Raw genomic sequence first — 25,788 nt, 5'->3', positions numbered from 1 at the left:
TATGAGACATGCATGGCACTGATCGGTCGTCTCTTCGTCATTCTCTTCGCCTTTCTCGCCGCATGTTTTGTGGCGGGAATGATCGTGGTCGGCGCGATCATGTTTCCCGAATTCTCCGATCTCGGCGCCGGGCCGGTCGATCCGGGCGTGCTGAACGTCGTTCTCGGTTTCGGCTTCATCTTCGTCAGCGGGTTTGCATTGGTGCCAGCCATGGTCGTGGTGGCGATCACCGAGGCCTTCTATATTCGCAGCGCGCTCGTTTACGCGGTTGGAGGCGGACTGGTCGGGCTGGCCTGCTATCTCGGCCTCGTTCCCTTTGACATCGAGCAGCTTCGTTTCGAGGGCATCGTGCGCCGCCATCTCGAAATCATGACCGGCGCCGGCATCGTCGCAGGCTTCATCTACTGGATGATTGCGGGCCGCACGGCCGGCGCCTGGCGCGTGCCGCGGCCAGCGCTTCGGCCGCCGCCGCCGATGCCTTCGCAATCGCCTTTGCCGCCATCGGCCTAGTGCCCACTTTCCGAAGTTGGTGCACCACCTCAGCACTCACTTCGGAAAGTCATGGGCACTAGTAAGTTTATGATTCTAGTGCCGCTTTCCATTTGACGTTCCCGGATCGAATTCGCCGCTTGTGGTGCAGGAACGTCAAAATGGGCGGCACTAGAGGCGTCTTTCCATTCCGTACCGTCTCGGCTAAACCCCGCGGCATGAACCGGACCGGATTGATTGTCGCGCTGGTGCTGGCGCTTGCGGTGGGATTGGCGTTCGGGATCTATCCCGAGCTCGATCTGAAGATTGCCGCGCTGTTCTATGACGCGCCGACCCACGCGTTTCCCGTGAAGTCCAACACAACAGCGGTGATCGCCCGCGACGCTGCGATGTGGATTTCCTGGGCGTTGGCGCTGCCGGCCATCATTGCACTGGTTGTGAAACTGGTGCGGCCGGACCGGCCGCTGTTGATGCCGGGGCGGGCGGTCTTCTTTCTTCTGCTCACCCTCACCCTTTCTGCCGGCGTGCTGACCAACTTCACCTTCAAGAGCTATTGGGGCCGGCCGCGTCCGGTCACGGTGAGCGAGTTTGGTGGCAATCAGACCTTTGTGCCGTGGTGGGATCCGCGCGGCGGCTGCGCAAAGAACTGCTCATTCTTCTCCGGCGAAGGCGCCACCGCGTTCTGGACCTATGCACCCGCGGCGCTCGCGCCACCAGCGTGGCGGCCGGTGGCCTACGCCGCCGCGACCGTGTTCGGGGCCGCGACAAGCCTCCTCAGGATGGCGTTTGGCGGGCATTTTTTCACCGACGTTGCCATCGCGGGACTGGTGACGTTTTTTGTGATCTGGCTAGCTCACGGCTACATCTACCGCTGGATATCGACCCGGCTCACCGACGAAGGCATCGACGCGGCGTTAACGAAGTTTGGCTGGCCCGGTTATCGTGCCCTGCAGCGCTGGCGCGGCCGCGATGTCAGCGAAAAGCCGTCGGCATAGGTCGTAAGCCGCTGATAATGGGTGCTGACGGTCGCGAAATTTGATATTCGCGGCACCCAGACATCTCGCTCATTTCGATCGATTGGACGCTCAATGACTACGATTCTAAAAGGCCTGCCCAAGGGCGAGAAAGTCGGCATCGCTTTCTCCGGCGGTCTCGACACCAGCGCGGCACTGCTGTGGATGAAGCAGAAAGGCGCCCGCGTCTTCGCCTACACGGCCAATCTCGGCCAGCCCGACGAGTCCGACTACGACGCTATTCCGAAAAAGGCGCTGGAGTTCGGCGCCGAGAAAGCGCATCTCGTCGATTGCCGCACCCAATTGGTCCACGAGGGCATTGCTGCCATTCAATCGGGCGCGTTCCACATCTCAACCGGCGGCATCACGTATTTCAACACGACGCCCCTGGGGCGCGCAGTCACCGGCACCATGCTGGTGTCGGCCATGAAAGACGACGGCGTCAACATCTGGGGCGACGGCTCGACCTTCAAGGGCAACGACATCGAGCGCTTCTATCGCTACGGCTTGCTGACGAATCCCGGCCTGAAAATCTACAAGCCCTGGCTCGACCAGCAGTTCATCGACGAACTCGGCGGCCGCGCGGAGATGTCGGCGTTTATGACGACGAGCGGTTTCGCCTACAAGATGAGCGCGGAGAAGGCTTACTCGACCGACAGCAATCTGCTCGGCGCCACCCACGAGGCCAAGGATCTCGAAAGCCTCGATAGTGGCATCAAGATCGTCAACCCCATTATGGGCGTGCCGTTCTGGCGCGATGACTGCGCCGTGAAGGCAGAGAAGGTCGTCGTGCGTTTTGAAGAAGGTCAGCCGACGGCGTTGAACGGTCAGACCTTCGCCGATCCGGTCGCGCTGTTTCTTGAAGCCAATGCCATCGGCGGCCGGCATGGCCTTGGCATGAGCGACCAGATCGAAAACCGGATCATCGAGGCCAAGAGCCGCGGCATTTACGAAGCGCCCGGCATGGCGCTGCTGCATATCGCCTACGAACGCTTGCTCACCGGCATTCACAACGAAGACACCATCGAGCAATACCGGATCAGCGGCATGCGGCTCGGGCGGCTGCTCTATCAGGGGCGGTGGTTCGACTCGCAGGCCCTGATGCTGCGCGAGCCCGCGCAGCGCTGGATGGCGCGCGCCATCACCGGAGAAGTCACGCTCGAACTGCGCCGCGGCAACGACTACTCGATCCTCAACACCGAGAGCCCGAACCTCACCTATCAGCCGGAGCGGCTGAGCATGGAAAAGGTCGAGGACGCGGCGTTCACGCCGGCGGACCGCATCGGCCAATTGACCATGCGCAACCTCGACATCGCCGATACCCGCGCCAAGCTCGGCATCTATTCGACGACGGGTTTGATCTCGATCGGCGAGGGCTCGCCGATCCCGCGGATCGAGAGCGATAAGGATTAGCCGCGCCGTCAGCGTGAGGATTGCGTCCTCGCGTCTACGGGACCTGGTTCGGGCTTACTTGACCCGCAGCGCATCCAGCAGCGCGCGGAACGCCCGTGCATAATCCTTGCCGGTCCTGCCGATATCGGGGCCTGCAGAAACGGCAACCGCAGCTTCCGTCACGGCACCGAGCAGGAGCCGCGCCAACGGCTCGACCGGTTGGCGCGCAATGATGCCGGCCTCCATCGCCGCGGCCAGCGCATGGAGAAATTTCCCGCCGAAATGTTTTGCGTCAATTTCCCGCCAGCGTTCCCAGCCGAGAACTGCCGGGCCATCGCGCAGGATGATCTGGCCGGTCGGTCCCTTGGAGCAGGCGGCGAAATAGCCTTCCGTCCCCGCTGCCATGGCGGCCAGCGGGTCATTTTCGGCGCGTGCGATGCGCGCGACATCTGAAACGAGATCGACGGAGGCTTGTTCGAACACCGCCTGGAACAACGCCTCTTTGGTCGAAAAATGATGGTAGACCGCGCCCTTTGCGACCCGCGCGCCGGCGGCGATGTCGTCCATGGTGGTGGCGGCAAAGCCGCGCTCGCCAAAAATGCGCCTTGCCGCCTTGACGATGGAGGTCCGGGTTTTCTCGCGCCGCTCAGCCTGGGTTGCCATGGCTAGTGTCCCGATTCCGAAGTTCGTATCATTTTGCGGAGCCACGTTTCGAACTTCGGAATCGAAAGGACACTAGCAAAACCTATTGATCTAGTGTGGCTTTGGTTCAGAAGTCCGCATAACGACGCCGCGGCACAAACGATGCGGACTTCTGAATCGCCACACTGCCTGTGTAGCGCAGTTCCACCGTCGCGCCAATTGACTTACCGACCATCAGTCGATAAATACCGACTCATGGTCGGTAATTATGGATGCAGGCCGACTTCCCGCACCGGAAGCGGGGCGCTCGCGCGCAGAGTAAGAATATGGAGAGCTTCAACATGCCTACACTCAAAACCCTTCAGGCTTTCGCCGATGTGGTCGAATCCAACGACCATGTCGGCGCCATCATGAACTTTTACGCGCCCGAGGCGCGCACCCAGGAGAATGACGGCGCATGGCGGGTCGGCCGCGAGGCGCTGGCGGCGCGTGAACGCGCGGTGCTTGCGTCGTTCGACGGCGTCAAGACGACGCGGCTCGGGCCGTTGATGCTCGACGGCGATCACTCGGCCATCTGCTGGCGTTTCGAATTCACCGGCAGGGACGGCAAGGTTCGCCGCATGGAAGAGGTCGCCTGGCAAACCTGGCGCGATGAGGTGCTGATTGAGGAGCGCTTCTTCTTCGATCCGCAGCAGATGATGCGCTGAGGGTCTCTCACGTCGCAAAACAAAAATGGCCGGGATTGCTCCCGGCCATTTGCATTTTCAGGCAGCTTGCATCAACGCGGCGGCGGAGGTGCGCCCGCGCCGCCATCGAGCAGCGGCGTGATGCGGCGGACCGTGACGCGCCGGTTGATGCGGCTCGGTCCGTCGGTCTGTTCCTTCGGATACTGCGAGCCATAGCCCTGGGTGGTCAGGTTTTCCGCTGGCACCCCGAATTGCCGGCTCAGCAACTCGGCGGCGGCTTCGGCGCGGCGATCCGAGAGCGACAGGTTGTCGACGGGGTTGCCGACGGCGTCGGTGTGACCTTCGATCAGGAACACCTCGCGCGGGTTGCGCCCGACCGCCCGGTTGAGGCCGTCGGCAATCACCTGCAGCTTCGCGGCCTGATCGGGCGGAATATCCCACGACCCGGTTTCGAAGTTGATGGTGTTGAGATCGATGCTCGGCATCATCAGCCGCACCGACGGGCTGTAGCGGATTTCATCGAGCGTAAAGCGTCGGTCAATTCGATCCACGGGCGGGGCTTCCAGCGTGTCGTAGATCACGTCGGGCGCAGCGACATCCGCCTCGACGATATAGCGGTCGTACGGAATCCGGATCACCGGCGGCGGCAGTTCGACATAGAAGCTGCCGACGGCTGATGGATCGCGGAAGCCGTTGTCGATGATGATCACCTCGCGGCCGTCGCGATCCCTGCGAATCCGGCGCAGCAAGTGCCCATCGGCGCCGGCGATGGTGATGATCTGCGTGCCATCGGGACGGAACACGATGGTGCGGTCTTCGCCACCAACCCGCTCGGTCCGGATATCGCGGGCGCCGAAGCGGAAGCGCTCGTCCTCGTCATGACGAATGAAGGACTGACCGCTCGGGTCGACCACGATCACGCGGCCCGGCTCGGTGAAGACCTTGCGGCCGCCCTGGTCGCTTTCCTGGCGTTGGGCGCGGAAGTCCTCCATCCGCCGCGGGCCGGGTGCCGCAGCGCCTGGCGCGATCGGCGTAAGCGCCTGCGCCGGCCGCACCACGGGAATTGGCGCAGCGACAGCAGGAGGCGGCTTGCGTGCCATGGTCGCGGCGGCCGGCGGCAATGCCGTCTGGCCTCCCGGGGCGGCACCCGGAGCCGGCCGCGGAGCCTGGGTCGTCGGCGCGGCTTGCGGAGCTGCTTGTGGTGCGGGCGGCTGGCCCGCGCGCGGCGCTTGCTGAGGCGCGGCTGCCGGCGGAGTTGCTGCAGGCGGAGGTGTTGCAGGTTGACCGGTGTGCGGAGCCTGCGGAGCTGCCGCGGGCGGCGGAGCGTGGGGCGCGGCTGCCGGTGGCGGAGCCGGTTGTTGGGGAGCTGGCGGCGCCATCTTCTGCCGCTCGCGCTCCATTTCACGCTCCCGCTCCTGCGGTTGCGCGGTCGGTCCGGCCGGAGGCTTCGGCGCTGCCGGCGCCGGAGTTGCGGCCGGTGGCGGCGTATGGGGCGCAGCCGCTGGCGGCGGCGGCGGCGGTGCTGCCGGATGCTGAGGCGGCGGGGGCGGTGGTGCCGCCGGATGCTGCGGTGGGGGAGGCGGCGGCGCGGCAGGATGCTGCGGCTGGGGTGGCGGAGGTGGTGCCTGGTGTTGCGGCGGCTGCGGTGCCGCACCCGGCCGCGCGGGCGGGGCTCCCTTCGGCGCCTCCTTTGGCGGCTGCTTCGGCTTCCCGTCAGGACCGAGTTCTTCCCTGGCCTGTGCCACGACGATCGGCGCCGATTGTGCGTGCGATGGAGCGGACGCCAGTTGCATGGCCGTCAACGCGGTCGTGGCAAGCAGGGTGAGTTGTCGTTTTGTCATGTGCTTTGGATCCTGGGGGAGTTCAGAAAAGGTGGAGCGGGAATATCTTGGTAGGAGCGCGAGTCAACGAGCGCGGGCGATCAACAAACACGCGTTAGGCCGGATTGTGGCGGGGCTCCAACCGAAAAGCCGATTTATTTGCGGGAACTGCGCCATTTGGACGCGCGTTTTTCATGGCCCATTCACAGGCCATTCCGAATCGGAAATCGGATCAGATGGCAGCAGGTGCCGGCGGTGGAGGGGGACCCGGAGGGCCGGGCAGCGGCACGTCATCCGGCAAGTCCCCGGGCAATTCGTTCGGCCGTGACGGCTCACCTGGTTCGTGGATCGGCCGGGGAATTTCGGGATTCGGATGTCCAGGCGGGCTTTCCGGCGGCGGCTCTGCCGGCGGCCCCGGCGGGATCGCAGGATCCTGGGTCAGATCGATCGGCATCTGATCGCCACTCGGTTACGCATGGTCGCAGCGCTAACGGCCGCGGCAGGGCGGCGTTCCTAGTGGTCCGATTCTAACATTCGCATCCCTTCTCAGCAGGCACTTCTGCGAATGTTAGAATCCAAGGACCACTAGCAAATTTAGGTTTCTAGTGGAGTTTGGGATTTGACATTCGCTTGACGAACTCGCGGCTAGATGAGGAACGAATGTCAAATCCACTCCACTAGCGATGCGGTTGCGGAAACGATGGGACGGAAAGCTAGACCTGCCGCTCGACCATCTTCAGCTTGAGCTCGGCGATCGCTTCCGCCGGGTTGAGGCCCTTAGGGCAGGCCTTGGCACAGTTCATGATGGTGTGGCAGCGATAGAGGCGGAACGGATCCTCGAGATTGTCGAGCCGCTCACCGGTGGCCTCATCGCGGCTGTCCTTCACCCAGCGATTGGCCTGCAGAAGAGCCGCCGGGCCGAGATAGCGGTCGCTGTTCCACCAATAGCTCGGGCAGGAGGTCGAGCAGCAGGCGCAGAGAATGCATTCGTAGAGCCCGTCGAGCTTTTCGCGATCCTCGTGGCTCTGCCGCCATTCGCGTTGCGGGGTCGGCGTCGTCGTCTTCAGCCATGGCTCGATCGAGGCATATTGCGCGTAGAAATTGGTGAGGTCGGGCACGAGGTCCTTGACCACGGGCTGATGCGGCAGCGGATTGACCTGCACCGCACCGTCCTTCAACTCATGCATCGACCGCGTGCAGGCGAGCGTGTTCTGGCCGTCGATATTCATCGCGCAGGAGCCGCAAACACCCTCACGGCAGGAGCGGCGGAAGGTCAGCGTCGGATCGATGTGGTTCTTGATCCAGATCAGTCCGTCGAGCACCATCGGCCCGCAATCATGGGTGTCGACGTAGTAGGTGTCGATGCTGGGATTCTTGCCGTCGTCCGGATTCCAGCGATAGATCTTGAACTCGCGCATCTCGGTGGCGCCGGCCGGCTTCGGCCACACCTTGCCGCCTGTGATTTTCGAGTTCTTGGGAAGCGTGAATTCAGCCATCTTAGTCGCCTCGATCCTTCGCTCGTCATTGCCGGGCTCGACCCGGCAATCCATCGCTCTTCAAAAGATGGATGCGCGGGTCAGGCCCGCGCATGACAGAAGAGTGTTAGTACACCCGCGCCTTCGGCGGGATGTATTGAACGTCATTGGTCATGGTGTAGTTGTGCACCGGACGGTAGTCGATCTCGGTGTTGCCCTTATCGTCCATCCAGGCCAGCGTGTGCTTCATCCAGTTCTGGTCGTCGCGGGTGGAAAAATCCTCGCGCGCATGGGCGCCGCGGCTCTCGGTGCGGTTCGCCGCCGAATCCATCGTTACCACCGCCTGCACGATCAGATTGTCGAACTCCAGCGTCTCGATCAGATCGGAGTTCCAGACCAGCGAACGGTCTGCAACCGAAACGTCGCCGATTCCGCCATGCACCTTGTGGATCAGGTTCGATCCCTCATGCAGCACCTCGCCGGTGCGGAACACGGCGCAGTTGTTCTGCATCACATGCTGCATGCCCTCGCGCAGTTTTGCCGTCGGCGTGCCTCCGGAGGCATTGCGATAATGATCGAGCCGTCCGAGCGCCTTGTCGGCGGAATCGGCAGGCAGATCCGGCTGCTTTCCGTTCGGCGTGAGCTTTTCCGCACAGCGCAAAGCGGCGGCGCGGCCGAACACGACCAGGTCGATCAGCGAGTTCGAGCCAAGGCGGTTGGCGCCATGCACCGACACGCACGCGGCCTCGCCGATCGCCATGAGGCCGGGCACGACAGAATTGTCATCGCCGTTCTTCTTGGTCAGCGCTTCGCCGTGGAAGTTAGTGGGAATGCCGCCCATGTTGTAGTGCGCGGTCGGCACGATCGGGATCGGCTCGCGCGTGACGTCGACATTGGCGAAGATTCTCGCCGATTCGGAAATGCCGGGCAGGCGCTCATGCAGCACCTTCGGATCGAGATGATCGAGGTGCAGGTAAATGTGATCCTTCTTCTTGCCGACGCCCCGACCTTCACGGATTTCGATGGTCATCGCGCGCGAAACGACATCGCGCGAGGCAAGGTCCTTGGCGGAGGGCGCATAGCGCTCCATGAAGCGTTCGCCTTCCGAGTTGACGAGATAGCCGCCTTCGCCGCGCGCGCCCTCGGTGACGAGGCAGCCCGCGCCGTAAATGCCGGTCGGGTGGAACTGGACGAACTCCATGTCCTGCAGCGGTAGCCCGGCCCGCAGCACCATTCCGCTACCGTCGCCGGTCTGCGTGTGGGCACCGGTGCAGGAATAGTAAATGCGGCCGTAGCCACCGGTGGCGAGAATCGTGGTCTGGGCACGGAAACGATGCAGCGTGCCGTCGTCGAGCTTGAGCGCGATCACGCCGCGGCAAGCGCCCTGGTCGTCCATGATCAGGTCGATGGCGAAGAACTCGATGTAGAACTCGGCCGAATGTCGCAGCGCCTGGCCGTACATCGTGTGCAGCATGGCGTGGCCGGTGCGGTCGGCGGCGGCGCAGGTGCGTTGCGCCTGGCCCTTGCCGTAGTCGACTGTCATGCCGCCGAATGGCCGCTGATAGATCTTGCCGTCCTCGGTGCGCGAGAACGGCACGCCCCAGTGCTCGAGTTCGTAGACGGCTTCCGGCGCCTGGCGCACCATGTATTCGATCGAATCCTGGTCGCCGAGCCAGTCCGACCCTTTGACGGTGTCGTACATGTGCCAGCGCCAGTCGTCGGGATGCATGTTGCCGAGCGAGGCCGAGATGCCGCCTTGCGCAGCGACCGTGTGGGAGCGGGTCGGAAACACCTTGGTGATGCAGGCGGTGCGAAGTCCAGCTTCGCTACAGCCGACCACCGCGCGAAGGCCCGCACCGCCGGCCCCGACCACCACGACATCGTAGGTATGGTCTTCGATCGGATAGGCCTTACCGTTGGTGGCCGGGCCACTCTTGCCGTTCGCCGAGCCGTTGCCGCCTGCGGCCATCGTTACACTCCGGATGCCAGTTTGAGGATCGCGTAGATCGACGCCAGCGCGACCGCAAAGCAGAAGAAGTTGTTGGCCATGATCGCCGCCAGCTTCAGTTGCTCTTGGTGAAGATAGTCCTCGATCACCACCTGCATGCCGATCTTCATGTGCCAGGTGCTGGCGACGATGAACAACAGCAGGATGATCGCAACCAGCGGCGTACCCAGTGTCTCCCTCGCGCCGGCCTGGTTGCTGCCGAGCATCATCATCACGACCACGATGACGGGCAGAATCAGCAGCACCATGGCGACCGCTGTGATGCGCTGGCGCCAGAAGTCGGTGGTCCCGGAGTGCGAGGAGCCGAGATTGCGGACGCGGCCGAGCGGCGTGCGCATCGATTTGACGGTTTCATCCGCGCTCATCGGCCTCCTCCGATCATATAGGCCACGATCCAGAGCAGCACCGTCGCCGAAATGCCGGCCACCAGCGCGCCCCAGGTCAGGGCCTCGCGTTCGTTGGGCTGGAAGCCGTAGCCGAGGTCCCAGACGAAATGCCGGATGCCGCTGAACAAATGATGCAGCAGCGCCCAGGTGTAGCCGAACACGATCAGTCGGCCGAAAATGCTGCTGACGAAGGTGTGCACATGAGCGTAAGCGGACGGGCCGGAGGCGGCGGCGATCAGCCACCAGGCGAGCAGCAACGTACCGAAATAAAGCGCGACACCGGTGCCGCGGTGGACGATGGAGAGCGCCATCGTCAGGGTCCAGCGATAGGTCAGGAAGGGTGAAAGCGGTCTTTCGATCCTGTCGGTCATCGGTGCGCTTTTGAGGGTTTGGCGGGCTTCGCGAGGAGCCCTTCTTTGGGATCGCGTTCGACAAACTGCTATTTACGAAGTCGAAACAGTCAGTGCAATGGCCAAGACTGCCGTTTCGGAATGCCGGTTCATACTTTCATATAGTCCTTGCATTATGAGGGGATTTTTGCGTCTCGACGCGCTGGCGACTGGTATACCTGAAGCACGATTCAAGAACGTAGCGTTCGTTGGGAGGAAACAGCGGTGTCAGGTGAAGAACCTGCTGGCTGCGATCCGAACGGGTCGGCCCGCCGCCATCGCTCGATGAGATAATCGGCGAACACGCGCGTCTTGGGCGAGGCCAGTCTCGCCGATTGAAACAACAGATGGAGCGGCGAGGGCGCGGGCTCATGGTCTTTCAGGATCCGCACCAGGCGTCCGGCTGCGAGTTCGCGCTTGACCAGCCATGACGGCAGCCGGACGACGCCAGCGCCCTGCTCAGCCGCGCGGAAGAGCGCATCGAGACTATTGATCCAGAGCCTCGGCGAGATCGCGACCCGCGACCGGGCGCCTGTTTCCTTGCCAAAGCGCCATTCGCCTGAGCCCGGCGTGTCGGAGAAGGCGAGACAATCGTGTCCGGTCAATTCAGCGGGCGTGGCCGGTGTGCCGCGCCGCTCAAGATAGGATGGCGCCGCGCAGACGATCATCCTGATATCGGCGAGCCTGCGTGCGACCAGCCCGGAATCCGGAAGGTGACCGATGCGAAGCGCGACGTGAATATCCTCCTCCAGCATGTCCACCGTGCGGTCAACGATTTGCAAGTCGACCGACAGCGAAGGATAGCGCTTCAGGAACTCGGCCAATATCGGCGCGACCAGCATGCGGCCGATCAGCGTGGGCGCGCTGATGCGCAAACGTCCCGCCGGCACCTCGCGGCTCGCCGACAACGCCGTCTCGACCTGCTTGATCTCGGCAAGGATGGCCTTGGCGCGATCGTAGAGCATCCGCCCCTCGTCGGTGAGCGCCAGACGGCGCGTCGTGCGCCGCACGAACTGCGTCCCGAAATGCCGCTCCAGCGCGGAGAGCTGGCGGCTCACCGAGGTCAGCGAACTCGGCAGCGATCGCGCGGCACCGGACAGGCTGCCTTCATCGACGACCCGCACGAATGTCGCGAGCGCTGCAAGCTGGTCCACCCAATCTATCCTTCCGGTTTTAGCAAGAGATATATCCAATATTACCAATACTCCCGGAAGCCGCAACAGTCTACGATGCCTTCCTTGATTTGCGGGCCATCGTTGTGTCTCTCCCTGCCACCTCGGAAATGATCGAACTGGCAGTGCTGCTGGTGGCGGTCGGGATGCTGTCCGGATTTCTCGCCGGCGTGTTCGGGATCGGCGGCGGCGCCATTCTGGTGCCGGTGTTTTACGAATGCTTCCGTCTAGCCGGCGTTCCGATCGAGGTGCGGATGCCGCTCTGCGTCGGCACCTCGCTCGCGGTCATCATTCCGACCTCCATCAGTTCCTACCGCGCCCATCGCGCGCGCGGCGCGGTCGATCCTGACATCCTGCGGGCCTGGTGGATTGCGATACTGGTCGGTGTGGCCAGCGGCAGCGTGATCGCGCGCTACGCGCCGGAGCGGCTGTTCAAGATCGTCTTCGTGATGGTGGCCTATTTCGCCGCCGTGCGGCTGTTGTCGGCCAACGAGAACTGGAAAATCGGCGAAGACCTGCCGAAGGGGCCGTTGATGCGCGTGTTCGGTTTCTTCGTCGGGCTGCTGTCGACGCTAATGGGGGTTGGCGGCGGATTATTCGCCAACCTGCTGATGACCTTCTACGGCCGGCCCATCCATCAGGGCGTTGCCACCTCATCCGCCATTGCCGTGCTCGTCTCCATTCCCGGCGCGCTCGGCTACATCTATGCCGGCTGGCCGGTGGCCGCGCATTATCCCGACGTAGCGGCGCTGCAGTCGCCGCTGACGCTCGGCTATGTCTCGTTGATCGGCGCGGTGCTGGTGATGCCAACGAGTTTGCTGACGGCGCCGCTCGGCGTGAAAGTCGCGCATGCGCTATCGAAGAAAACGCTCGAGCGTGCCTATGGGGCGTATCTCCTCATCGTAGGCACGCGTTTTGCGATCAGTCTGTGGAATGGCGGGTAGTGTCCCGGTTCTGACATTCGTATCATATCGCCGCGGCACTTTTACGAATGTCAGAACCAAAGGGACGCTACCAGATATCAATTCTAGTGTGGCTTTGACCCTGACGCTCCTTTGAAGAGGTCGCCGCGAAACTGAAAGGAGCGTCAGAGTCGCCACACTAGTTTTACGCAGCCGGAGCGAGAACGCGTAAACGATGGCCATCCGGATCGAGCGCGACGAAGGTGTGCCCAAAATTCATCGCTGTGGGTTCTTGCGCAATTTTCAATCCGCGTGCTTTCCACGCGTCATGGGTTGCGCGCACCGCGTCCGCATTGGCGGCGGTGAAGACGACCTCAGTGCCGCCGGTTTCGTTGCCGATCCGTGGTTCGACGGCGTCGCGCTGCCAGAGCCCGAGCATGGCGTCCTTGCCAAGCGGCAGCATCGCGAATTTGGGCGAAGACTGCGCAATGGGTCGGTCCAGCAGGTCCTTGTAAAAGGACGAGCTCGCGGCGGAATCTTTGACGTAGAGCACGACAAGATTGAAATCGGTCATGGGATTTTCCTTTCGGCTGGTTCGAGGGACGAGCGGCGCCCTCGATCAAGCCATACAAGGCCATCCTGCCAATTTCTGTCAGCATGAGTCCGAAGGCTTTTGCAGGCCTTCCCGGGCTCGCCATTCCCGAAGCAAAACCAGACGGCGGCGGGGATAGCTGACGTCAGTGATCTTGACCGAGCGGATCCGGTCGGTGCGAAAATGGCGATAGTCCCGCCGCAGCTCGCACCATGCGGCAACCATGCGCAGGCGCTCGAAGAATCCGAGTGCGAACGGCCAGATCGTGCGGCTGGTGCTGATGTCCTGCTCGTCGCTGTAGGTAATGCGCAGCTTGCGTTCGGTGCGGATGGCCTCGCGGATGACCGGCAGGTCAGTGACACCGGCCGGCGCGCGCTGGGACGGCACCAGCAGGCTCGAGGTTTCGAGGCTCCGTTGCAGGTCGGAGGGCAATACAGCCGCAATCTTCGACAGCGCGTTGCGCGCGGCCTTGCCGAGCGGTTCATCGGTTTGCGCCGCGACCCAGCGGCCGCCCAGCACCAAGGCCTCGATCTCCTCCTCCGAGAACATCAGAGGCGGCAGCATGAAGCCCGGCCGCAGGATGTAGCCGACACCCGGCTCGCCATCGATATGCGCACCCTGGCTCTTCAGCGTATCGATGTCGCGGTAGAGCGTGCGCAGCGAGATGCCGAGTTCATCGGCGAGCGACGTCCCCGCCACCGGAAAGCGGTGACGGCGCAGAATCTGGATCAGGTCGAGGAGACGTTGGGCGCGCGACATGCTCTTCCTCTCAGGGGGAGGTTAGCACGTCCTGCTGCCAATTTATGGCAGCATCAGTCGGAGCCTTGGATTGCCGGATGCGAGACGTACGATCGTCCGGTCCGCAGCATCTGCTCGCAACTATTTGCTCGCGTAGATGTCCTTGTAGGTCTCGCGCAGGATGTTCTTCTGCACCTTGCCCATGGCGTTGCGCGGCAACTCATCAACGACGAACACGCGTTTCGGCATCTTGAATTTGGCCAGTCGGCCGTCGAGCGCTTTCAACACCGACGCCTCGCTGACCGCAGCGGCCTTGTCGCAGACCACGACCGCGGTGACACCCTCGCCAAAATCGGCATGCGGCACGCCGATCACAGCGGATTCGACCACGCCCGGCATGGCGTCGATCTCGCTCTCGATTTCCTTGGGGTAGACGTTGAAGCCGCCGGAGATTACGAGATCCTTGCCGCGGCCGAGAATGTGGACGTAGTCCTTGGCGTCGATCTTGCCGATATCGCCGGTGATGAAGAAGCCGTCGTCGCGAAATTCCGCCTTGGTCTTTTCCGGCATCCGCCAATAGCCCTTGAACACGTTGGGGCCCTTGACCTCGATCATGCCGATGTCTTCCGTCCCCAGAATCTTGCCGGTTTCGGGATCGGTGACGCGAACGGAAACGCCGGGCAACGCATGGCCGACGGCGCCGGCGACGCGTTCGCCGTCGTAGGGATTGGACGTGTTCATGTTGGTTTCGGTCATGCCGTAGCGCTCCAGCACGGCGTGACCGGTGCGGGCGGACCATTCGCGGTGGGTGTCGGCGAGCAGCGGCGCCGAGCCCGACACGAACAGCCGCATGTGCTTCGTGCTTTCCTTGTTCAGCGCGGGGTTCTGCAACAGTCGCGTGTAGAAGGTCGGCACGCCCATCATCACGGTCGAGCGCGCCATCAGCTTGACGATCAGGTCCGGATCGAACTTCGGCAGGAAGATCATCGCAGCCCGGGCAAACAGCGTAACGTTGCTCGCCACGAACAGGCCGTGGGTATGGTAGATCGGCAGCGCGTGGATCAGGACGTCCTTGTCGGAGAAGCCCCAATAATCGACCAGGGTCAGCGAATTCGACGCAAGGTTATCGTGCGTCAACATCGCGCCCTTGGATCGTCCCGTCGTTCCCGACGTGTAGAGGATGGCGGCGAGATCGTCGTTCTGGCGCGGCACGGTGATAAAGGCGGACGGCGCCTTGTCGGCGGCGTCCGTCAGGGAACCGTTGCCGCCAGCGTCCAGCGTTTCGACCTTCGCGCCAACCTTCGCCGCGATGGCGCGGATCCCGTCTGTTTTCGAGGGATCGCACACCACAAGCGACGGTTCGGCATCGGTGATGAAATATTCGAGTTCGTTCAGCGTGTACGCCGTGTTGAGCGGCAGGTAGACCGCACCAGCTCGCACTGTCGCGAGATAGAGCACGAGCCCCGTCACTGACTTCTCGGTTTGCGCAGCGACGCGGTCGCCAACCTTCACGCCACGATCGACCAGCACATTGGCGAGCTGTCCGGCGCGCGCGATCAGATCGCCGTAGCTGATGTGCTTGCCGTCAAGCGTTTCGATCGCGAGGCGTTTGGGGTCATCGAGCCCGTCGAACAGGCGGGAAAACAGATTGGCGTTCGTGTGGGTCGTTTGCTGCGCGTTCATGCATCATTCCAGGTCGGGGCGCTAGTGGTCCGATTCTAACATTCGCATCCCTTCTCGGTGGGCACTTTGCGAATGTTAGAATCAAAGAACCACTAGCAAATATTAGTTTTCAGTGGAGTTGGGATTTGACATTCGCCTTCTGCGTTTGCGGCCAGGTAGGTAGCGAATGTCAAATCCACTGCACTAGCGGCCGTCATCATCACATATTTGTAGCGGTTTCACTAGCAAACAGGCGCTTTGCCACGCAACCGGCGGTTTGCAAGCCAGATGACGGAAAATGCGGGCCTGCGTGAGCGTCGGGTGACGATTTAGCGCACGTTCGCGGCCGAAAAAGGTTTCAGATTTTTCAAAACATTTTCTCTGAAACGCATTCCAAAAACCTCCCGTAGCTCGGGCCAACGACGACGAAGTCAACCCCACGGTTCGTTGCCGTTAACCCCTCACGGGCCCGCGGATGTCCGCGCGCCACAGCACTTATTCGGGAGACGTTTCCATGTCCAAGCGTATTGCTTTGCTTTCCGCAATTGCCTTCGGCGCTCTTGCCCTGACGGCGACGATCACAGCGCCGGTCAGCGCGCAGGAAAAAACCGTCATGGTCGGCGGCGCTGCGATGTTCCCCTCCAAGAACATCATCCAGAACGCGGTGAATTCGAAGGACCACACGACGCTGGTTGCCGCGGTGAAGGCCGCCGGCCTGGTCGAGACGCTGGAAGGCAAGGGCCCGTTCACGGTGTTCGCGCCGACCAACGCCGCCTTCGGCAAGCTGCCGGCCGGCACGGTCGACAACCTCGTGAAGCCCGAGAACAAGGCGACCCTGACCAAGATCCTCACCTACCATGTCGTCGCCGGCAAGCTCGATGCGTCGGATCTGACCGACGGCAAAATGCTCAAGACCGTCGAAGGCGAACAACTCACCGTCAAAAAGGATGGCGGCAAGACCTGGATCGTCGACGCCAAGGGCGACACCGCGGCGATCACGATCACCAACGTCCACCAGTCGAACGGCGTGATCCACGTGATCGACACCGTGCTGTTGCCGGCGTCTTAAGTCGATCCCGTACCCCATTCCCCTCGGATACAGGAAGCAAAGGAAGCGAGCTGGGGAAACCCGGCTCGCTTTTTTGTGACCGCGGACCATCGGTGCGGGTCGCGAATTCCTTGGCGGGGGAAAGATTCAGACAGTAACGAAATTCGAGCTTTCGGCGTATACTGAGTTAACCGACTTTCAGCGACGGGAACATCATGACCAGCCTTGCAGCCACCGAGCAGGACAGCAAAACCACCTCAAAGGTCATTCAGCCGGCCTGGGTGCGGGTGATGCACTGGATCAATGCGGTCGCGATCATCATGATGATCATGTCGGGACTGCAGATCTACAACGCTTCGCCGCTGTTCCAGTCGCTGACATTTTCCAAAACCATCACGCTGGGCGGCTGGCTTGCCGGCGCGCTCTTGTGGCACTTCGCGGCCATGTGGCTGCTGATGATCAATGGCCTCGCCTATCTCATTACGGGTTTTGCAACGGGGCGCTTCAAGAACAAGCTGTTCCCGATCTCGCCGCGCGGCGTGATATCGGATGCGATGGCGGCGCTGACCTTCAAGCTCTCGCACGACGACCTCAGCAAATACAATCAGGTGCAGAGGTTGCTTTATGCCGGCATTATCGTCGTCGGCGTCGTCATCGTGCTTTCGGGTCTGTCGATCTGGAAGCCGGTGCAGTTTCAGTACCTGACGGCGCTGTTCGGCGGATACGACATTGCGCGCTATGTGCACTTCATCTGCATGTCGGCGATTGTCGCGTTTCTTGCCATCCACATTCTTCTGGCGGTGCTGGTGCCGAAGAGCCTGCGCGCCATGATCATCGGACGCTAAGGGAGATTTGCCATGGGCCGACTTCGCAAACTTCTGATCCCCGGCGTCGACAAGAAATTGCTGGTCAAGGATGCGACCAAAATGATGCCGGATCTGGTGCGCCGGCGCTTCATCTCGGGCGGTGCAAGCTTTGGTGCGCTGACGCTTCTGACCGGCTGTGATGTCGTCAGCTCCGACTCCGCCGAGGAGATGCTCAAGAAGGTCTCGAAATTCAACGACGCGGTGCAGGCCCTTATCTTCAACCCTTACGCGCTGGCGCCGACGTTCCCCGAGAGCGCGATCACCAAGCCGTTCCCGTTCAACGCCTATTATGAGGTCGACGACGCGCCCGAGATCGATGCCAAGGACTGGAAGCTCGAGGTGCGCGGGCTCGTCGAGAACAAGAAGTCCTGGACGCTGGATGAACTCTACAAGCTGCCGCAGGAGAAGCAGGTCACGCGCCACATCTGCGTGGAAGGGTGGAGCGCGATCGGCAGTTGGACCGGCACGCCGCTCAGTCATTTCCTGAAGCTGATCGGGGCCGATACGCGCGCCAAATATTGCTGGTTCCAGTGCGCCGACAAGGACGGCTACAACTCGCCGCTCGATATGGAAAGCGCGCTGCATCCGCAGACGATCATGGCCTTCAAGTTCGCCGACGAGATCCTGCCGCGCGCCTACGGCTTCCCGATGAAGATCCGTGTTCCGACCAAACTCGGCTTCAAGAATCCGAAATATGTGATCTCGATGGAAGTCACCAACGACTACAAGGGCGGCTACTGGGAAGATCAGGGCTATAACTCGTTCAGCGGAAGCTGACGCGGATCAGGACTTCGCCAGCCGCCGCTGAAACGCCGCCGCGATCGCGCCCAGTACCAGCAGCGCTGCCGAAGCGTTCAAGGCATAGGACAGATTGCCGAAGTGGTCGGTGATGGCGCCGACCACCGTTGGCCCCAAGGTCTGGCCGATGCCGAAGGCGATGGTCATGGCCGCGATGCCCTTCGCCCAGGCATCCTGCGGCGAATTGAACCGCACGAAGGCGGTGGTCGATCCCACGATTGCGAAGAACGAAACGCCGAACACCAGCGCCGATATCGTCAGCATCAGCGGGGAATGTCCGAACAGCGGCACTGATGCACCGATGGCGTTGACGCCGAGGATGATGGTGGTGGAGAGGCCGCCGCTGTTCCATGCCAGCACGCGCTTCCATACCCAGGGCGTGACGAACGCGCTGGCGCCAATCAGGCACCAGAATGCGCTCTGCGCGACCGCGCCGCCGCCGGCATCGCGGACATAGGCGATCATGAAGGTCATGTAGGCGATATAGCCCGCGCCAAACAGGAAGTACCCGGCGAGATAGATCAGGATCGGCCGGATCGAAAAGCGCGCCGGTTTCGTCGTGGCAGGGCCGTTGCCGGCGTCGAGCGGCGCCATCAGCAGCGGGATGATCAAGATGGTCGAGAGCAGCGTCATCGCCCACCACACGATCCACCACGATCCCGGGCCGAATGCTTGCAACACGAACGGCGCGACCAGTCCCGATGTCACGATGCCAACCCCGGGGCCCGCATAAAACAGGCTCAGCAGGAAATCGGCGCGTGCGGGATGGGTTTGGGCAATCCGGGCCGCCAGCGCGGCACCGGCAACGAAGGCGACCGCAGCCGCAACGCCGACGAGCAGCCGCGCAAAACTCAGCACGAAGAAATTGCCGGAGAGTGCGCTCAGCGCCAGCGACAGCAGGCAGGCCAGCGTGCTCCAGCGCACGGCAGCGGGCAGGCCGAATCGCCGGATCAGCGGTGCGGCGGCCAGCGCGCCGGCGAGGTAACCGGCCGCGTTGACGGTGTTCATGAAGCCTGCCACCGAATACGACCAGCCCAGCGTGTCGCGCATGTCCGGCAGCACCAGCGAATAGGCAAAACGTCCGATGCCGAGCCCGATGGTCGGCGCCAGCGACAGGATGAGGATCAGAAGTGCCGGACGGTCCGGCTGAGGCGAGGTATCGGGACGTTTCACGGGAATCTCCGGCTAGTACCGCCGATCTGAAGTTCCTGCACCGCAAGCGGCGAATTCGATCAGGGACTACAGATCGATAAGGCGGCACTAGAATCAATTAGTTTGCTAGTGCCCATGACTTTCCGAAGTTCGTGAAAGTGTTTGCTGCGATGGAGCACGAGCTTCGGAAAGTGGGCGCTAGCCGCGAATGTGGCAATCCCGACCGGCGTTGCACAGGCGCGCGGCGGCAATGGTGTCTTGCCATCTGCGCAACACCGCATTAGCACTCCGCGCAGACTTTCCTTATTCGTCATTGCCGGGCTAGACCCGGCAATCCAGCATTCTTGAAACAGATGGATGCCCGGGTCATAGGCGAGCGGAAGCGACGCCGTTCTTCGAACGGCTATGCCCGGGCATGACAACAGCGCAAGGTACTCGATCATGGCGACCCACAAACTGCTGCTTCTTCCTGGCGATGGCATCGGCCCCGAAGTGATGGGCGAGGTGAAGCGCCTGATCGGCTGGATCAATGCGCAGGGGATCGCGCACTTCGAAACCGAGGAGGGGCTGGTCGGCGGCGCCGCCTATGACGTGCACAAGGTGTCGATCTCTGAAGGCGACATGGCGAAAGCGAAGGCCGCGGATGCCGTGATCTTCGGCGCCGTTGGTGGGCCGAAATGGGACAGCGTGCCTTACGACGTGCGGCCCGAGGCCGGGCTGCTCAGGCTGCGCAAGGATCTTGCTTTGTTCGCCAACCTGCGTCCTGCGGTGTGCTATCCGGCGCTCGCGGAAGCTTCCAGCCTGAAGCGCGAGGTGGTCGAAGGTCTCGACATCATGATCTTACGCGAGCTCACCGGCGGCGTCTATTTCGGCGAGCCGAAGACCATCACCGATATCGGCAACGGCCAGAAGCGCGCGATCGATACGCAAGTCTACGACACCTACGAGATCGAACGCATCGCCCGCGTCGCATTCGATCTCGCGCGCAAGCGGCGCAACAAGGTGACCTCGATGGAGAAGCGCAACGTCATGAAGACGGGCGTGCTCTGGAACGAGGTCGTCACGCAGGTTCACGCGCGCGAATACAAGGATGTCCAGCTCGAGCACCAATTGGCGGATTCGGGCGGCATGAACCTGGTGAAGTCACCGAAACAGTTCGACGTGATCGTCACCGACAACCTGTTCGGCGACATGCTGTCGGATATCGCGGCGATGCTGACAGGTTCGCTCGGCCTGCTGCCGTCGGCTTCGCTCGGCCAGGTCGATGCGAAAACGAAGCAGCGCAAGGCCCTCTATGAACCGGTCCATGGCTCGGCGCCCGATATCGCCGGCAAGGGGCTTGCCAATCCGATCGCGATGATCGCCTCGTTCGGGATGGGGCTGCGTTATTCCTTCGACATGGGCGCGCTCGCCGACAAGATCGACGCCGCCATCGCCGCGGCGCTCGCCAGCGGCCTGCGCACTGCCGACATCAAGTCTCAAGGCGCGACTTTGGTCTCGACCGCGCAGATGGGTGAGGCGATTCTGAAAGAGCTGCAAGCGCTGCACTAAAATGCAAATCGCGCCCGCTTTCGCGGGCGCGATGCCAACCGGGTCGGCGATTTAGAAGCTCAATACGGCGGAAGCGGAATCCGCGACGGATAGCCGCCCATGTCGGACGGCGGGTTCATCGGTTGCCGGTCGATCGGACGGTTGTTGTTCTCGCGCGCGAAGTCCGGATAGCCGTAGGGCGACGGGAACGCGTAGTCGAGGAACTTGCGGTCGCCGGGCAGCACCTCGGTGCCGGCGTCAAGCCAGGAGCGCTTGGTGACGAAGACGCGGGTATGCGGTCCCTGCTGATAGGACACGTTCGGTCCGCCTCTTCCGTAATCGAGATGGCCGCGGCTGTCGTATTGACGCTTGGCTTCCCTCTGCGACTGGGTCGTCTGCGCGCTGGCGGACGAGGCCGTAAAGGCGACGGCGCCGATGGCGACAGCGGCAACCAGCGCCGCAACCTTGTTCGCGGCTGAAATTCTTGGGGTCATCAGATCCTCTTTAGGCGAGTAGCCGCCATCATGCTGTTCACCAGCCATTGTACCGGCGCGGGGTCCGGCGTCACAAGGTCAAATGGGCCACAGTCGGCGGGAATAACACCGATCCGACCCCAAAAAAGTCACTTGAAAACCAGTGCCTTGGCAGGGCCACAATCACAGGGCGCCGCGCAACCTCGGGTTTTCGACGCCCGTCACCCAGTCCGCCTGGATCGCCGTGGGGGCCGCGCAACCGCTGCGCTTCAATTCGGCATGGGCAAACAGTCCGGCCAGTCTCGGCTCGTTTCCGGACGCCAACAGTGTCAGCCGGTCGAGCATGCAGGAGATCGCGGCCCGCCGCGCCGGCAGCGTCGCGCCCTGACAGGACCATCCGGAGATCTCCAGCGGCGGATCGTCAAACTGCTTGAAAAAGCCGAGACAGGATTTTGCAGGGTCAAAACGGCCGGCGTGGCGAACAAGCGCCACGGTACCGAATTTGCTGCTGACGACGCCGGCGGCCTCCAGTTCGCCGGCGTCCTCGCCTGCAATACGCGCCACGAGATCCGCCGTTCGCGGCCGCGACGGGTCGAATTCGCCGCCGGGACGGTAGATTTCGAGCGCGGCGATCGGCTTTTGTCCCGCAGCGCCCCAGTGGAAGACATCCTTGCGGCCCCCTTCGGGGTGTCGGAATATCTCGTAACTCTCTGATTTTTCTGCCGGATCGAGCGAGCTGACGGCGAAGGCCGGGCGCGAGCGGGTGGCCAGGGCAAAGCCCGGCTGGTCAGCCGGATCGGCCGCCATGTCACGTTGCAATCGGTCCCAGGCATGGAGGCCGGCAATGGCAAAAAGCGCAAGCGCGCCCACATAGGCAACGAGGCGTGCCAGCGTGGCGCAGCATTCGTCGCCAAAGCTGGTCAGCGCCGGGTGAATTGCGTGGTTTCGGTTGGATTGCATTGAGGTTGAGGCGCCGCCGCGCGGGCCGGTCTAACGTTGTCTTAACGGCGTTTCTCGCATAGAAGCGCCACTTCTTCCGTTTCCGCTGGTTGTGAGGAGCGGCCTTTTTTCGTCGGAGAGTGAACGATGGGTTACAAAGTCGCAGTGGTCGGCGCGACCGGCAATGTCGGGCGGGAAATGCTTGGCATTCTCGACGAGCGCAAATTCCCTGCCGACGAGGTCGTGGCGCTGGCGTCACGTCGCAGCGTCGGCGTCGACGTCTCCTATGGCGACCGCACCCTGAAGGTCAAAGCGCTCGAGCATTACGACTTCTCCGACATCGACATCTGCCTGATGTCGGCGGGCGGCTCGGTCTCGAAGGAATGGTCGCCCAAGATTGGCGCGGCCGGCGCCGTCGTGATCGACAACTCGTCCGCCTGGCGCATGGATCCGGACGTGCCGCTGATCGTGCCCGAGGTCAATGCGGACGCGACCGCTACCTTCACCAAGAAGAACATCATCGCCAATCCGAACTGCTCGACCGCGCAGCTCGTCGTGGCGCTGAAGCCGCTGCACGACAAGGCCGTGATCAAGCGCGTCGTGGTTTCGACCTATCAGTCGGTGTCCGGCGCCGGCAAGGATGCGATGGACGAACTGTTTTCGCAGACCAAGGCGATCTACACCAACAGCGAACTCATCAACAAGAAATTCCCCAAGCGTATCGCCTTCAACGTCATCCCCGAGATCGACGTCTTCATGGAGGATGGCTACACCAAGGAAGAGTGGAAGATGATGGCGGAGACCAAGAAGATTCTTGATCCCAAGATCAAGCTGTCCGCCACTTGTGTGCGCGTGCCGGTGTTCGTCGGTCATTCGGAAGCCGTCAACATCGAGTTCGAAAACCCGATCACGCCGGACGAGGCGCGCGACATCCTGCGACGTTCGCCCGGATGTCTTGTCATCGACAAGCAGGAGCCCGGCGGTTATGTCACGCCCTATGAGGCGGCCGGCGAGGATGCCACCTATATCAGCCGCATCCGCGAGGATGCGACGGTGGAGAACGGCCTTGTGCTGTGGTGCGTGTCCGACAACCTGCGCAAGGGCGCGGCGCTGAATGCGATCCAGATCGCCGAAATCCTTATCAATCGCAAACTGATCAGCGCCAAGAAACGGGCGGCATAGACGACGACAGCGGAGCCGGATCGCAGTGACCGAACAACCGGCTCCCTATCGGCCGAATCCAGTCCTCAAAAGCGTCGAGCACGGTTTCGAGCGCGTATTGTTCAACAGCCGCTGGCTGATGGCGCCGTTTTATCTCGGGCTCGTCATCAGCCTCGCGGTGCTGTTGCTCAAGTTCTGCATGATGCTGTGGGAGTTCATTGTTCACGCGCCGGGGGCCAAGGAGTCCGACATCATCCTGGGCGTGCTCAGCCTGATCGATGTCTCGCTGACCGGCAACCTGATCCTGATCGTCGTGTTTTCCGGCTATGAGAATTTCGTGTCGCGGATCGATCCCGCCGGCCATCCGGATTGGCCGGACTGGATGACCAAGGTCAACTTTGCCGGCCTCAAGCAGAAGCTGCTCGCCTCCATCGTCGCGATTTCCGCCATTCAGGTCCTGAAAGCGTTCATGAACATCGACGCCGTTTTCGACGCGCAAAAGATCGCATGGCTGGTCGGCGTGCACCTGGTGTTCGTGATCTCGACGCTGATCCTGGCCCTGTCAGACCGCTGGGGCAGCGCTCACGGCGAGGAGTAGCGCTACCTCGCGCTCTCGAATTCCTTGCTCGTCTTGTCGAGCACGAACAGAGATCCCTCGGCCACGCCAAAGTAGGCGCCGTGCAGTTGCATGTCGCCACGCTCGACGGCCTTGCGCACAAAGGGAAATGTCATCAGGTTTTCCAGGCTGCGGAACACCGCGGCCTTCTCGATCCTGGTGACGAATTGCTGCATCGTCTCCTGATCGCGTTGCTCGACGACTTCTCCGGGCTTGATGAACATCGCCATCCATTTGCCGATGAAGTCGCCCGGCGACAGCGGCGCGATCTTGTCGACAAAGGCGCGGATGCCGCCACACTGGGCGTGGCCGAGCACCACGATATGCTTCACGCGCAGCACGTTGACGGCATATTCGAGCGCCGCCGAGACGCCGTGGGCGTTCTCGTCGGGTTGATAGGTCGGCACGAGATTGGCGATGTTGCGCATCACGAACAACTCGCCGGGGCCGGCGTCGAAGATCACCTCGGGCGAGACACGCGAGTCGCAGCAGCCGATCACCATCACCTCCGGCGACTGGCCGCGTTCGGACAATTCGCGATAGCGCGACTGCTCGGTCGGCAGGCGCTGCGTGCGGAATGTCCGGTAGCCGTCAAGGAGCTGTTTCGGGAAGGTCTGCATAGCTCGTGATAATCATATGAGAGCGGCAGGAACAAGCCTTTCGAAGCTGACATTGAGATGTTAAGCCGAGGCTCGAAAAGACCATGCCCAAACAATGGGCTGCCGGTGCTACCAACGCGCGCGATGTGCCCGCGTTCCGGCGGACTCATAAGGCCATGTAATCGAAAGGGATGAAATCATGACCCACCCGCGCCGCAGCCTTCTGTTCATGCCCGGCTCGAATTCGCGGGCGCTGGAGAAGGCGCGCATTCTTGCCGCCGACGCCATCATCCTGGACATCGAGGACTCGGTGGCGCCGGACGCCAAGGGACTGGCGCGGGACCAGATTGCCGCGACGATCGCCGCAGGCGGCTTCGGCAAGCGCGAGGTCTGGATTCGCACCAACGCGCTCGATACGCCGTTCTGGGCCGATGACGTGAAGATGGCCGCCAAGGCCAAGCCCGATGCCATCCTTGTTCCGAAAGTCTCCAGCGTCGACGATCTGCGCACGATCGCGCAGGCTTTGCGTGAATCGAACGCTGCGCCCTCGATCCGCGTCTGGGCCATGATCGAAACCGCGCGCGCGGTGCTGCACGCTGAAGAGCTTGCGGCGGCATCGCGCGACGTCGAGCCGCGGCTTGCAGGCTTTGTATTCGGGCCGAATGACATTTCGCGCGAGACGCGCATCCGCATGCAGCCGGGCCGCGCGATCATGCTGCCGATGATCACCCACTGCATTCTGGCGACCCGCGCCTATGGCCTCGAAATCCTCGACGGTCCCTACAGCGATTTCTCCAATGTCGACGGCTTCAATCAGGAATGCACCCAGGCGCGCGATCTCGGCTTCGATGGCAAGACGCTGATCCATCCCGGGCAGATCGAGGCCTGCAACGTCATCTTCACGCCGCCTGTGGAAGAAGTCGCGCGCGCGCGCAAGATCATCGCCGCGTTCGAGTTGCCGGAGAACGCCGCACGCGGCGCGATCTCGCTCGACGGCCAGATGGTGGAGCGGCTGCACGCGGACATGGCGCGGCGCACGGTCGCGATCGCGGATTCCATCGCCGCCATGAGCAAATAAGCAACCGCCGTCGCAACCGGTGGGCGTGCGCTAGTTGCGAACCGGCTTGTTCAAGTCCGCGATCGCCGGCGCGTTCAGGCAATATTCCTTGTAATTGTCGGCTGAGGTGCCGGCAGCAAGATCGTGGTCGCATTCGCGTTTGTGATTGCACATCGCGCAGAC

At 62.4% G+C, this 25,788-nt stretch carries 26 protein-coding genes; 12 read left to right on the top strand and 14 right to left on the bottom strand.

Annotated features, from left to right (window positions below; all coding sequences use genetic code 11):
- Positions 1-12 precede the first annotated feature (12 nt).
- From VFB05_RS18075 to argG, 3 genes are all read left to right on the top strand, one after another.
- The gene (locus VFB05_RS18075) at positions 13-510 is read left to right on the top strand and encodes a hypothetical protein (protein WP_325014507.1); all 498 of its coding nucleotides are present in this window, start codon (positions 13-15) and stop codon (positions 508-510) included.
- Positions 511-707: 197 nt separating this feature from the next.
- A complete protein-coding gene (locus tag VFB05_RS18070) occupies positions 708-1,484 on the top strand; it encodes a phosphatase PAP2 family protein (protein WP_325014981.1) in 777 nt (258 codons plus the stop codon).
- A 93-nt stretch (positions 1,485-1,577) separates the two neighbouring features.
- Positions 1,578-2,915: an argininosuccinate synthase gene (gene argG, locus VFB05_RS18065; protein WP_325014505.1), complete on the top strand. Its 1,338-nt coding sequence runs from the start codon at positions 1,578-1,580 to the stop codon at positions 2,913-2,915.
- A 54-nt stretch (positions 2,916-2,969) separates the two neighbouring features.
- Here the strand turns inward: argG and VFB05_RS18060 are convergent, their stop codons facing one another.
- Complete coding sequence (locus VFB05_RS18060) at positions 2,970-3,557, bottom strand: helix-turn-helix domain-containing protein (RefSeq protein ID WP_325014503.1); 588 nt, start codon at positions 3,555-3,557, stop codon at positions 2,970-2,972.
- Positions 3,558-3,808: 251 nt separating this feature from the next.
- On the opposite strand from VFB05_RS18060, the gene VFB05_RS18055 reads away from it, so the two are divergent.
- Positions 3,809-4,243 (top strand): nuclear transport factor 2 family protein, encoded by a 435-nt coding sequence (locus VFB05_RS18055; protein ID WP_325014500.1) that lies wholly within the window; start codon positions 3,809-3,811, stop codon positions 4,241-4,243.
- A gap of 71 nt (positions 4,244-4,314) precedes the next feature.
- On the opposite strand, the gene VFB05_RS18050 is transcribed toward VFB05_RS18055, so the two are convergent.
- The 6 genes from VFB05_RS18050 to VFB05_RS18025 form a co-directional block, all read right to left on the bottom strand.
- Entirely contained in the window at positions 4,315-6,063 is a 1,749-nt protein-coding gene (locus VFB05_RS18050; protein ID WP_325014498.1) for an OmpA family protein, read from the bottom strand.
- A 692-nt stretch (positions 6,064-6,755) separates the two neighbouring features.
- On the bottom strand, positions 6,756-7,538 hold the full coding sequence (locus tag VFB05_RS18045; RefSeq protein WP_325014496.1) for a succinate dehydrogenase iron-sulfur subunit: 783 nt from the start codon (positions 7,536-7,538) through the stop codon (positions 6,756-6,758).
- Positions 7,539-7,644: 106 nt separating this feature from the next.
- Positions 7,645-9,486, bottom strand: coding sequence for a succinate dehydrogenase flavoprotein subunit (gene sdhA / locus VFB05_RS18040; protein WP_325014493.1), 1,842 nt, complete (start codon positions 9,484-9,486; stop codon positions 7,645-7,647).
- Between the two features lie 2 nt (positions 9,487-9,488).
- The gene (gene sdhD, locus VFB05_RS18035; protein WP_325014491.1) at positions 9,489-9,890 is read right to left on the bottom strand and encodes a succinate dehydrogenase, hydrophobic membrane anchor protein; all 402 of its coding nucleotides are present in this window, start codon (positions 9,888-9,890) and stop codon (positions 9,489-9,491) included.
- Positions 9,887-10,282 (bottom strand): succinate dehydrogenase, cytochrome b556 subunit, encoded by a 396-nt coding sequence (sdhC, locus tag VFB05_RS18030; protein WP_325014489.1) that lies wholly within the window; start codon positions 10,280-10,282, stop codon positions 9,887-9,889. Before sdhC ends, sdhD begins: the two co-directional genes overlap by 4 nt.
- A 209-nt stretch (positions 10,283-10,491) precedes the next feature.
- Complete coding sequence (locus VFB05_RS18025; protein WP_325014487.1) at positions 10,492-11,454, bottom strand: LysR family transcriptional regulator; 963 nt, start codon at positions 11,452-11,454, stop codon at positions 10,492-10,494.
- 128 nt (positions 11,455-11,582) lie between these two features.
- Here VFB05_RS18025 and VFB05_RS18020 point away from each other — a divergent pair, with 128 nt between their 5' ends.
- On the top strand, positions 11,583-12,416 hold the full coding sequence (locus VFB05_RS18020) for a sulfite exporter TauE/SafE family protein (protein WP_325014485.1): 834 nt from the start codon (positions 11,583-11,585) through the stop codon (positions 12,414-12,416).
- Between the two features lie 163 nt (positions 12,417-12,579).
- On the opposite strand, the gene VFB05_RS18015 is transcribed toward VFB05_RS18020, so the two are convergent.
- The 3 genes from VFB05_RS18015 to VFB05_RS18005 all read right to left on the bottom strand — a co-directional run bounded on the left by VFB05_RS18015 (position 12,580) and on the right by VFB05_RS18005 (position 15,387).
- Positions 12,580-12,948: a VOC family protein gene (locus VFB05_RS18015; protein WP_325014483.1), complete on the bottom strand. Its 369-nt coding sequence runs from the start codon at positions 12,946-12,948 to the stop codon at positions 12,580-12,582.
- A 78-nt stretch (positions 12,949-13,026) separates the two neighbouring features.
- Positions 13,027-13,725, bottom strand: coding sequence for a YafY family protein (locus tag VFB05_RS18010; RefSeq protein WP_325014481.1), 699 nt, complete (start codon positions 13,723-13,725; stop codon positions 13,027-13,029).
- A 120-nt stretch (positions 13,726-13,845) separates the two neighbouring features.
- On the bottom strand, positions 13,846-15,387 hold the full coding sequence (locus VFB05_RS18005) for a malonyl-CoA synthase (RefSeq protein ID WP_325014479.1): 1,542 nt from the start codon (positions 15,385-15,387) through the stop codon (positions 13,846-13,848).
- 493 nt (positions 15,388-15,880) lie between these two features.
- Here VFB05_RS18005 and VFB05_RS18000 point away from each other — a divergent pair, with 493 nt between their 5' ends.
- The 3 genes from VFB05_RS18000 (at position 15,881) to VFB05_RS17990 (ending at position 18,057) form a co-directional block, all read left to right on the top strand.
- Complete coding sequence (locus tag VFB05_RS18000; RefSeq protein WP_325014477.1) at positions 15,881-16,435, top strand: fasciclin domain-containing protein; 555 nt, start codon at positions 15,881-15,883, stop codon at positions 16,433-16,435.
- Between the two features lie 194 nt (positions 16,436-16,629).
- The gene (locus VFB05_RS17995) at positions 16,630-17,259 is read left to right on the top strand and encodes a cytochrome b/b6 domain-containing protein (protein WP_325014475.1); all 630 of its coding nucleotides are present in this window, start codon (positions 16,630-16,632) and stop codon (positions 17,257-17,259) included.
- A 12-nt stretch (positions 17,260-17,271) separates the two neighbouring features.
- Positions 17,272-18,057, top strand: coding sequence for a molybdopterin-binding protein (locus tag VFB05_RS17990; RefSeq protein WP_325014473.1), 786 nt, complete (start codon positions 17,272-17,274; stop codon positions 18,055-18,057).
- A 6-nt stretch (positions 18,058-18,063) separates the two neighbouring features.
- Here the strand turns inward: VFB05_RS17990 and VFB05_RS17985 are convergent, their stop codons facing one another.
- Complete coding sequence (locus VFB05_RS17985; RefSeq protein ID WP_325014472.1) at positions 18,064-19,251, bottom strand: YbfB/YjiJ family MFS transporter; 1,188 nt, start codon at positions 19,249-19,251, stop codon at positions 18,064-18,066.
- A 420-nt stretch (positions 19,252-19,671) separates the two neighbouring features.
- Here VFB05_RS17985 and leuB point away from each other — a divergent pair, with 420 nt between their 5' ends.
- Entirely contained in the window at positions 19,672-20,781 is a 1,110-nt protein-coding gene (gene leuB, locus VFB05_RS17980; protein WP_325014470.1) for a 3-isopropylmalate dehydrogenase, read from the top strand.
- A 59-nt stretch (positions 20,782-20,840) separates the two neighbouring features.
- Here the strand turns inward: leuB and VFB05_RS17975 are convergent, their stop codons facing one another.
- Together VFB05_RS17975 and VFB05_RS17970 are read right to left on the bottom strand one after the other, a co-directional pair.
- Positions 20,841-21,254, bottom strand: coding sequence for a hypothetical protein (locus tag VFB05_RS17975; protein WP_325014467.1), 414 nt, complete (start codon positions 21,252-21,254; stop codon positions 20,841-20,843).
- A gap of 162 nt (positions 21,255-21,416) precedes the next feature.
- Positions 21,417-22,103, bottom strand: coding sequence for a hypothetical protein (locus VFB05_RS17970; protein WP_325014465.1), 687 nt, complete (start codon positions 22,101-22,103; stop codon positions 21,417-21,419).
- Positions 22,104-22,319: 216 nt separating this feature from the next.
- Here VFB05_RS17970 and VFB05_RS17965 point away from each other — a divergent pair, with 216 nt between their 5' ends.
- The gene (locus tag VFB05_RS17965) at positions 22,320-23,354 is read left to right on the top strand and encodes an aspartate-semialdehyde dehydrogenase (RefSeq protein WP_325014463.1); all 1,035 of its coding nucleotides are present in this window, start codon (positions 22,320-22,322) and stop codon (positions 23,352-23,354) included.
- A gap of 25 nt (positions 23,355-23,379) precedes the next feature.
- Positions 23,380-23,931 (top strand): TIGR00645 family protein, encoded by a 552-nt coding sequence (locus tag VFB05_RS17960; RefSeq protein ID WP_325014461.1) that lies wholly within the window; start codon positions 23,380-23,382, stop codon positions 23,929-23,931.
- Positions 23,932-23,933: 2 nt separating this feature from the next.
- On the opposite strand, the gene VFB05_RS17955 is transcribed toward VFB05_RS17960, so the two are convergent.
- Positions 23,934-24,569 carry a carbonic anhydrase gene (locus VFB05_RS17955; protein ID WP_325014459.1) on the bottom strand — a complete coding sequence of 212 codons (636 nt, stop codon included), beginning with the start codon at positions 24,567-24,569 and terminating at the stop codon, positions 23,934-23,936.
- Positions 24,570-24,747: 178 nt separating this feature from the next.
- Here VFB05_RS17955 and VFB05_RS17950 point away from each other — a divergent pair, with 178 nt between their 5' ends.
- Positions 24,748-25,626 carry a CoA ester lyase gene (locus tag VFB05_RS17950; protein WP_325014457.1) on the top strand — a complete coding sequence of 293 codons (879 nt, stop codon included), beginning with the start codon at positions 24,748-24,750 and terminating at the stop codon, positions 25,624-25,626.
- Positions 25,627-25,788 lie beyond the last annotated feature (162 nt).

The sequence above is a fragment of the Bradyrhizobium sp. genome, from assembly GCF_035652035.1.
GTDB lineage: Bacteria > Pseudomonadota > Alphaproteobacteria > Rhizobiales > Xanthobacteraceae > Bradyrhizobium.
This window is presented reverse-complemented; position numbering and strand designations above follow the sequence as displayed.

Excerpts from the sequence above, each read along its gene's own strand:
- VFB05_RS17955 (WP_325014459.1), bottom strand. The coding sequence starts at position 24,569 with ATGCAGACCTTCCCGAAACAGCTCCTTGACGGCTACCGGACATTCCGC.
- VFB05_RS17995 (WP_325014475.1), top strand. The coding sequence starts at position 16,630 with ATGACCAGCCTTGCAGCCACCGAGCAGGACAGCAAAACCACCTCAAAG.
- VFB05_RS17975 (WP_325014467.1), bottom strand. The coding sequence starts at position 21,254 with ATGACCCCAAGAATTTCAGCCGCGAACAAGGTTGCGGCGCTGGTTGCC.
- VFB05_RS18005 (WP_325014479.1), bottom strand. The coding sequence starts at position 15,387 with ATGAACGCGCAGCAAACGACCCACACGAACGCCAATCTGTTTTCCCGC.
- VFB05_RS18020 (WP_325014485.1), top strand. The coding sequence starts at position 11,583 with ATGATCGAACTGGCAGTGCTGCTGGTGGCGGTCGGGATGCTGTCCGGA.
- VFB05_RS17950 (WP_325014457.1), top strand. The coding sequence starts at position 24,748 with ATGACCCACCCGCGCCGCAGCCTTCTGTTCATGCCCGGCTCGAATTCG.
- VFB05_RS17965 (WP_325014463.1), top strand. The coding sequence starts at position 22,320 with ATGGGTTACAAAGTCGCAGTGGTCGGCGCGACCGGCAATGTCGGGCGG.
- VFB05_RS18000 (WP_325014477.1), top strand. The coding sequence starts at position 15,881 with ATGTCCAAGCGTATTGCTTTGCTTTCCGCAATTGCCTTCGGCGCTCTT.
- VFB05_RS18070 (WP_325014981.1), top strand. The coding sequence starts at position 708 with ATGAACCGGACCGGATTGATTGTCGCGCTGGTGCTGGCGCTTGCGGTG.
- VFB05_RS18050 (WP_325014498.1), bottom strand. The coding sequence starts at position 6,063 with ATGACAAAACGACAACTCACCCTGCTTGCCACGACCGCGTTGACGGCC.
- sdhA (WP_325014493.1), bottom strand. The coding sequence starts at position 9,486 with ATGGCCGCAGGCGGCAACGGCTCGGCGAACGGCAAGAGTGGCCCGGCC.
- leuB (WP_325014470.1), top strand. The coding sequence starts at position 19,672 with ATGGCGACCCACAAACTGCTGCTTCTTCCTGGCGATGGCATCGGCCCC.
- VFB05_RS18015 (WP_325014483.1), bottom strand. The coding sequence starts at position 12,948 with ATGACCGATTTCAATCTTGTCGTGCTCTACGTCAAAGATTCCGCCGCG.
- sdhC (WP_325014489.1), bottom strand. The coding sequence starts at position 10,282 with ATGACCGACAGGATCGAAAGACCGCTTTCACCCTTCCTGACCTATCGC.
- VFB05_RS18045 (WP_325014496.1), bottom strand. The coding sequence starts at position 7,538 with ATGGCTGAATTCACGCTTCCCAAGAACTCGAAAATCACAGGCGGCAAG.
- sdhD (WP_325014491.1), bottom strand. The coding sequence starts at position 9,890 with ATGAGCGCGGATGAAACCGTCAAATCGATGCGCACGCCGCTCGGCCGC.
- VFB05_RS18060 (WP_325014503.1), bottom strand. The coding sequence starts at position 3,557 with ATGGCAACCCAGGCTGAGCGGCGCGAGAAAACCCGGACCTCCATCGTC.
- argG (WP_325014505.1), top strand. The coding sequence starts at position 1,578 with ATGACTACGATTCTAAAAGGCCTGCCCAAGGGCGAGAAAGTCGGCATC.
- VFB05_RS18055 (WP_325014500.1), top strand. The coding sequence starts at position 3,809 with ATGCAGGCCGACTTCCCGCACCGGAAGCGGGGCGCTCGCGCGCAGAGT.
- VFB05_RS18010 (WP_325014481.1), bottom strand. The coding sequence starts at position 13,725 with ATGTCGCGCGCCCAACGTCTCCTCGACCTGATCCAGATTCTGCGCCGT.
- VFB05_RS17990 (WP_325014473.1), top strand. The coding sequence starts at position 17,272 with ATGGGCCGACTTCGCAAACTTCTGATCCCCGGCGTCGACAAGAAATTG.
- VFB05_RS18075 (WP_325014507.1), top strand. The coding sequence starts at position 13 with ATGGCACTGATCGGTCGTCTCTTCGTCATTCTCTTCGCCTTTCTCGCC.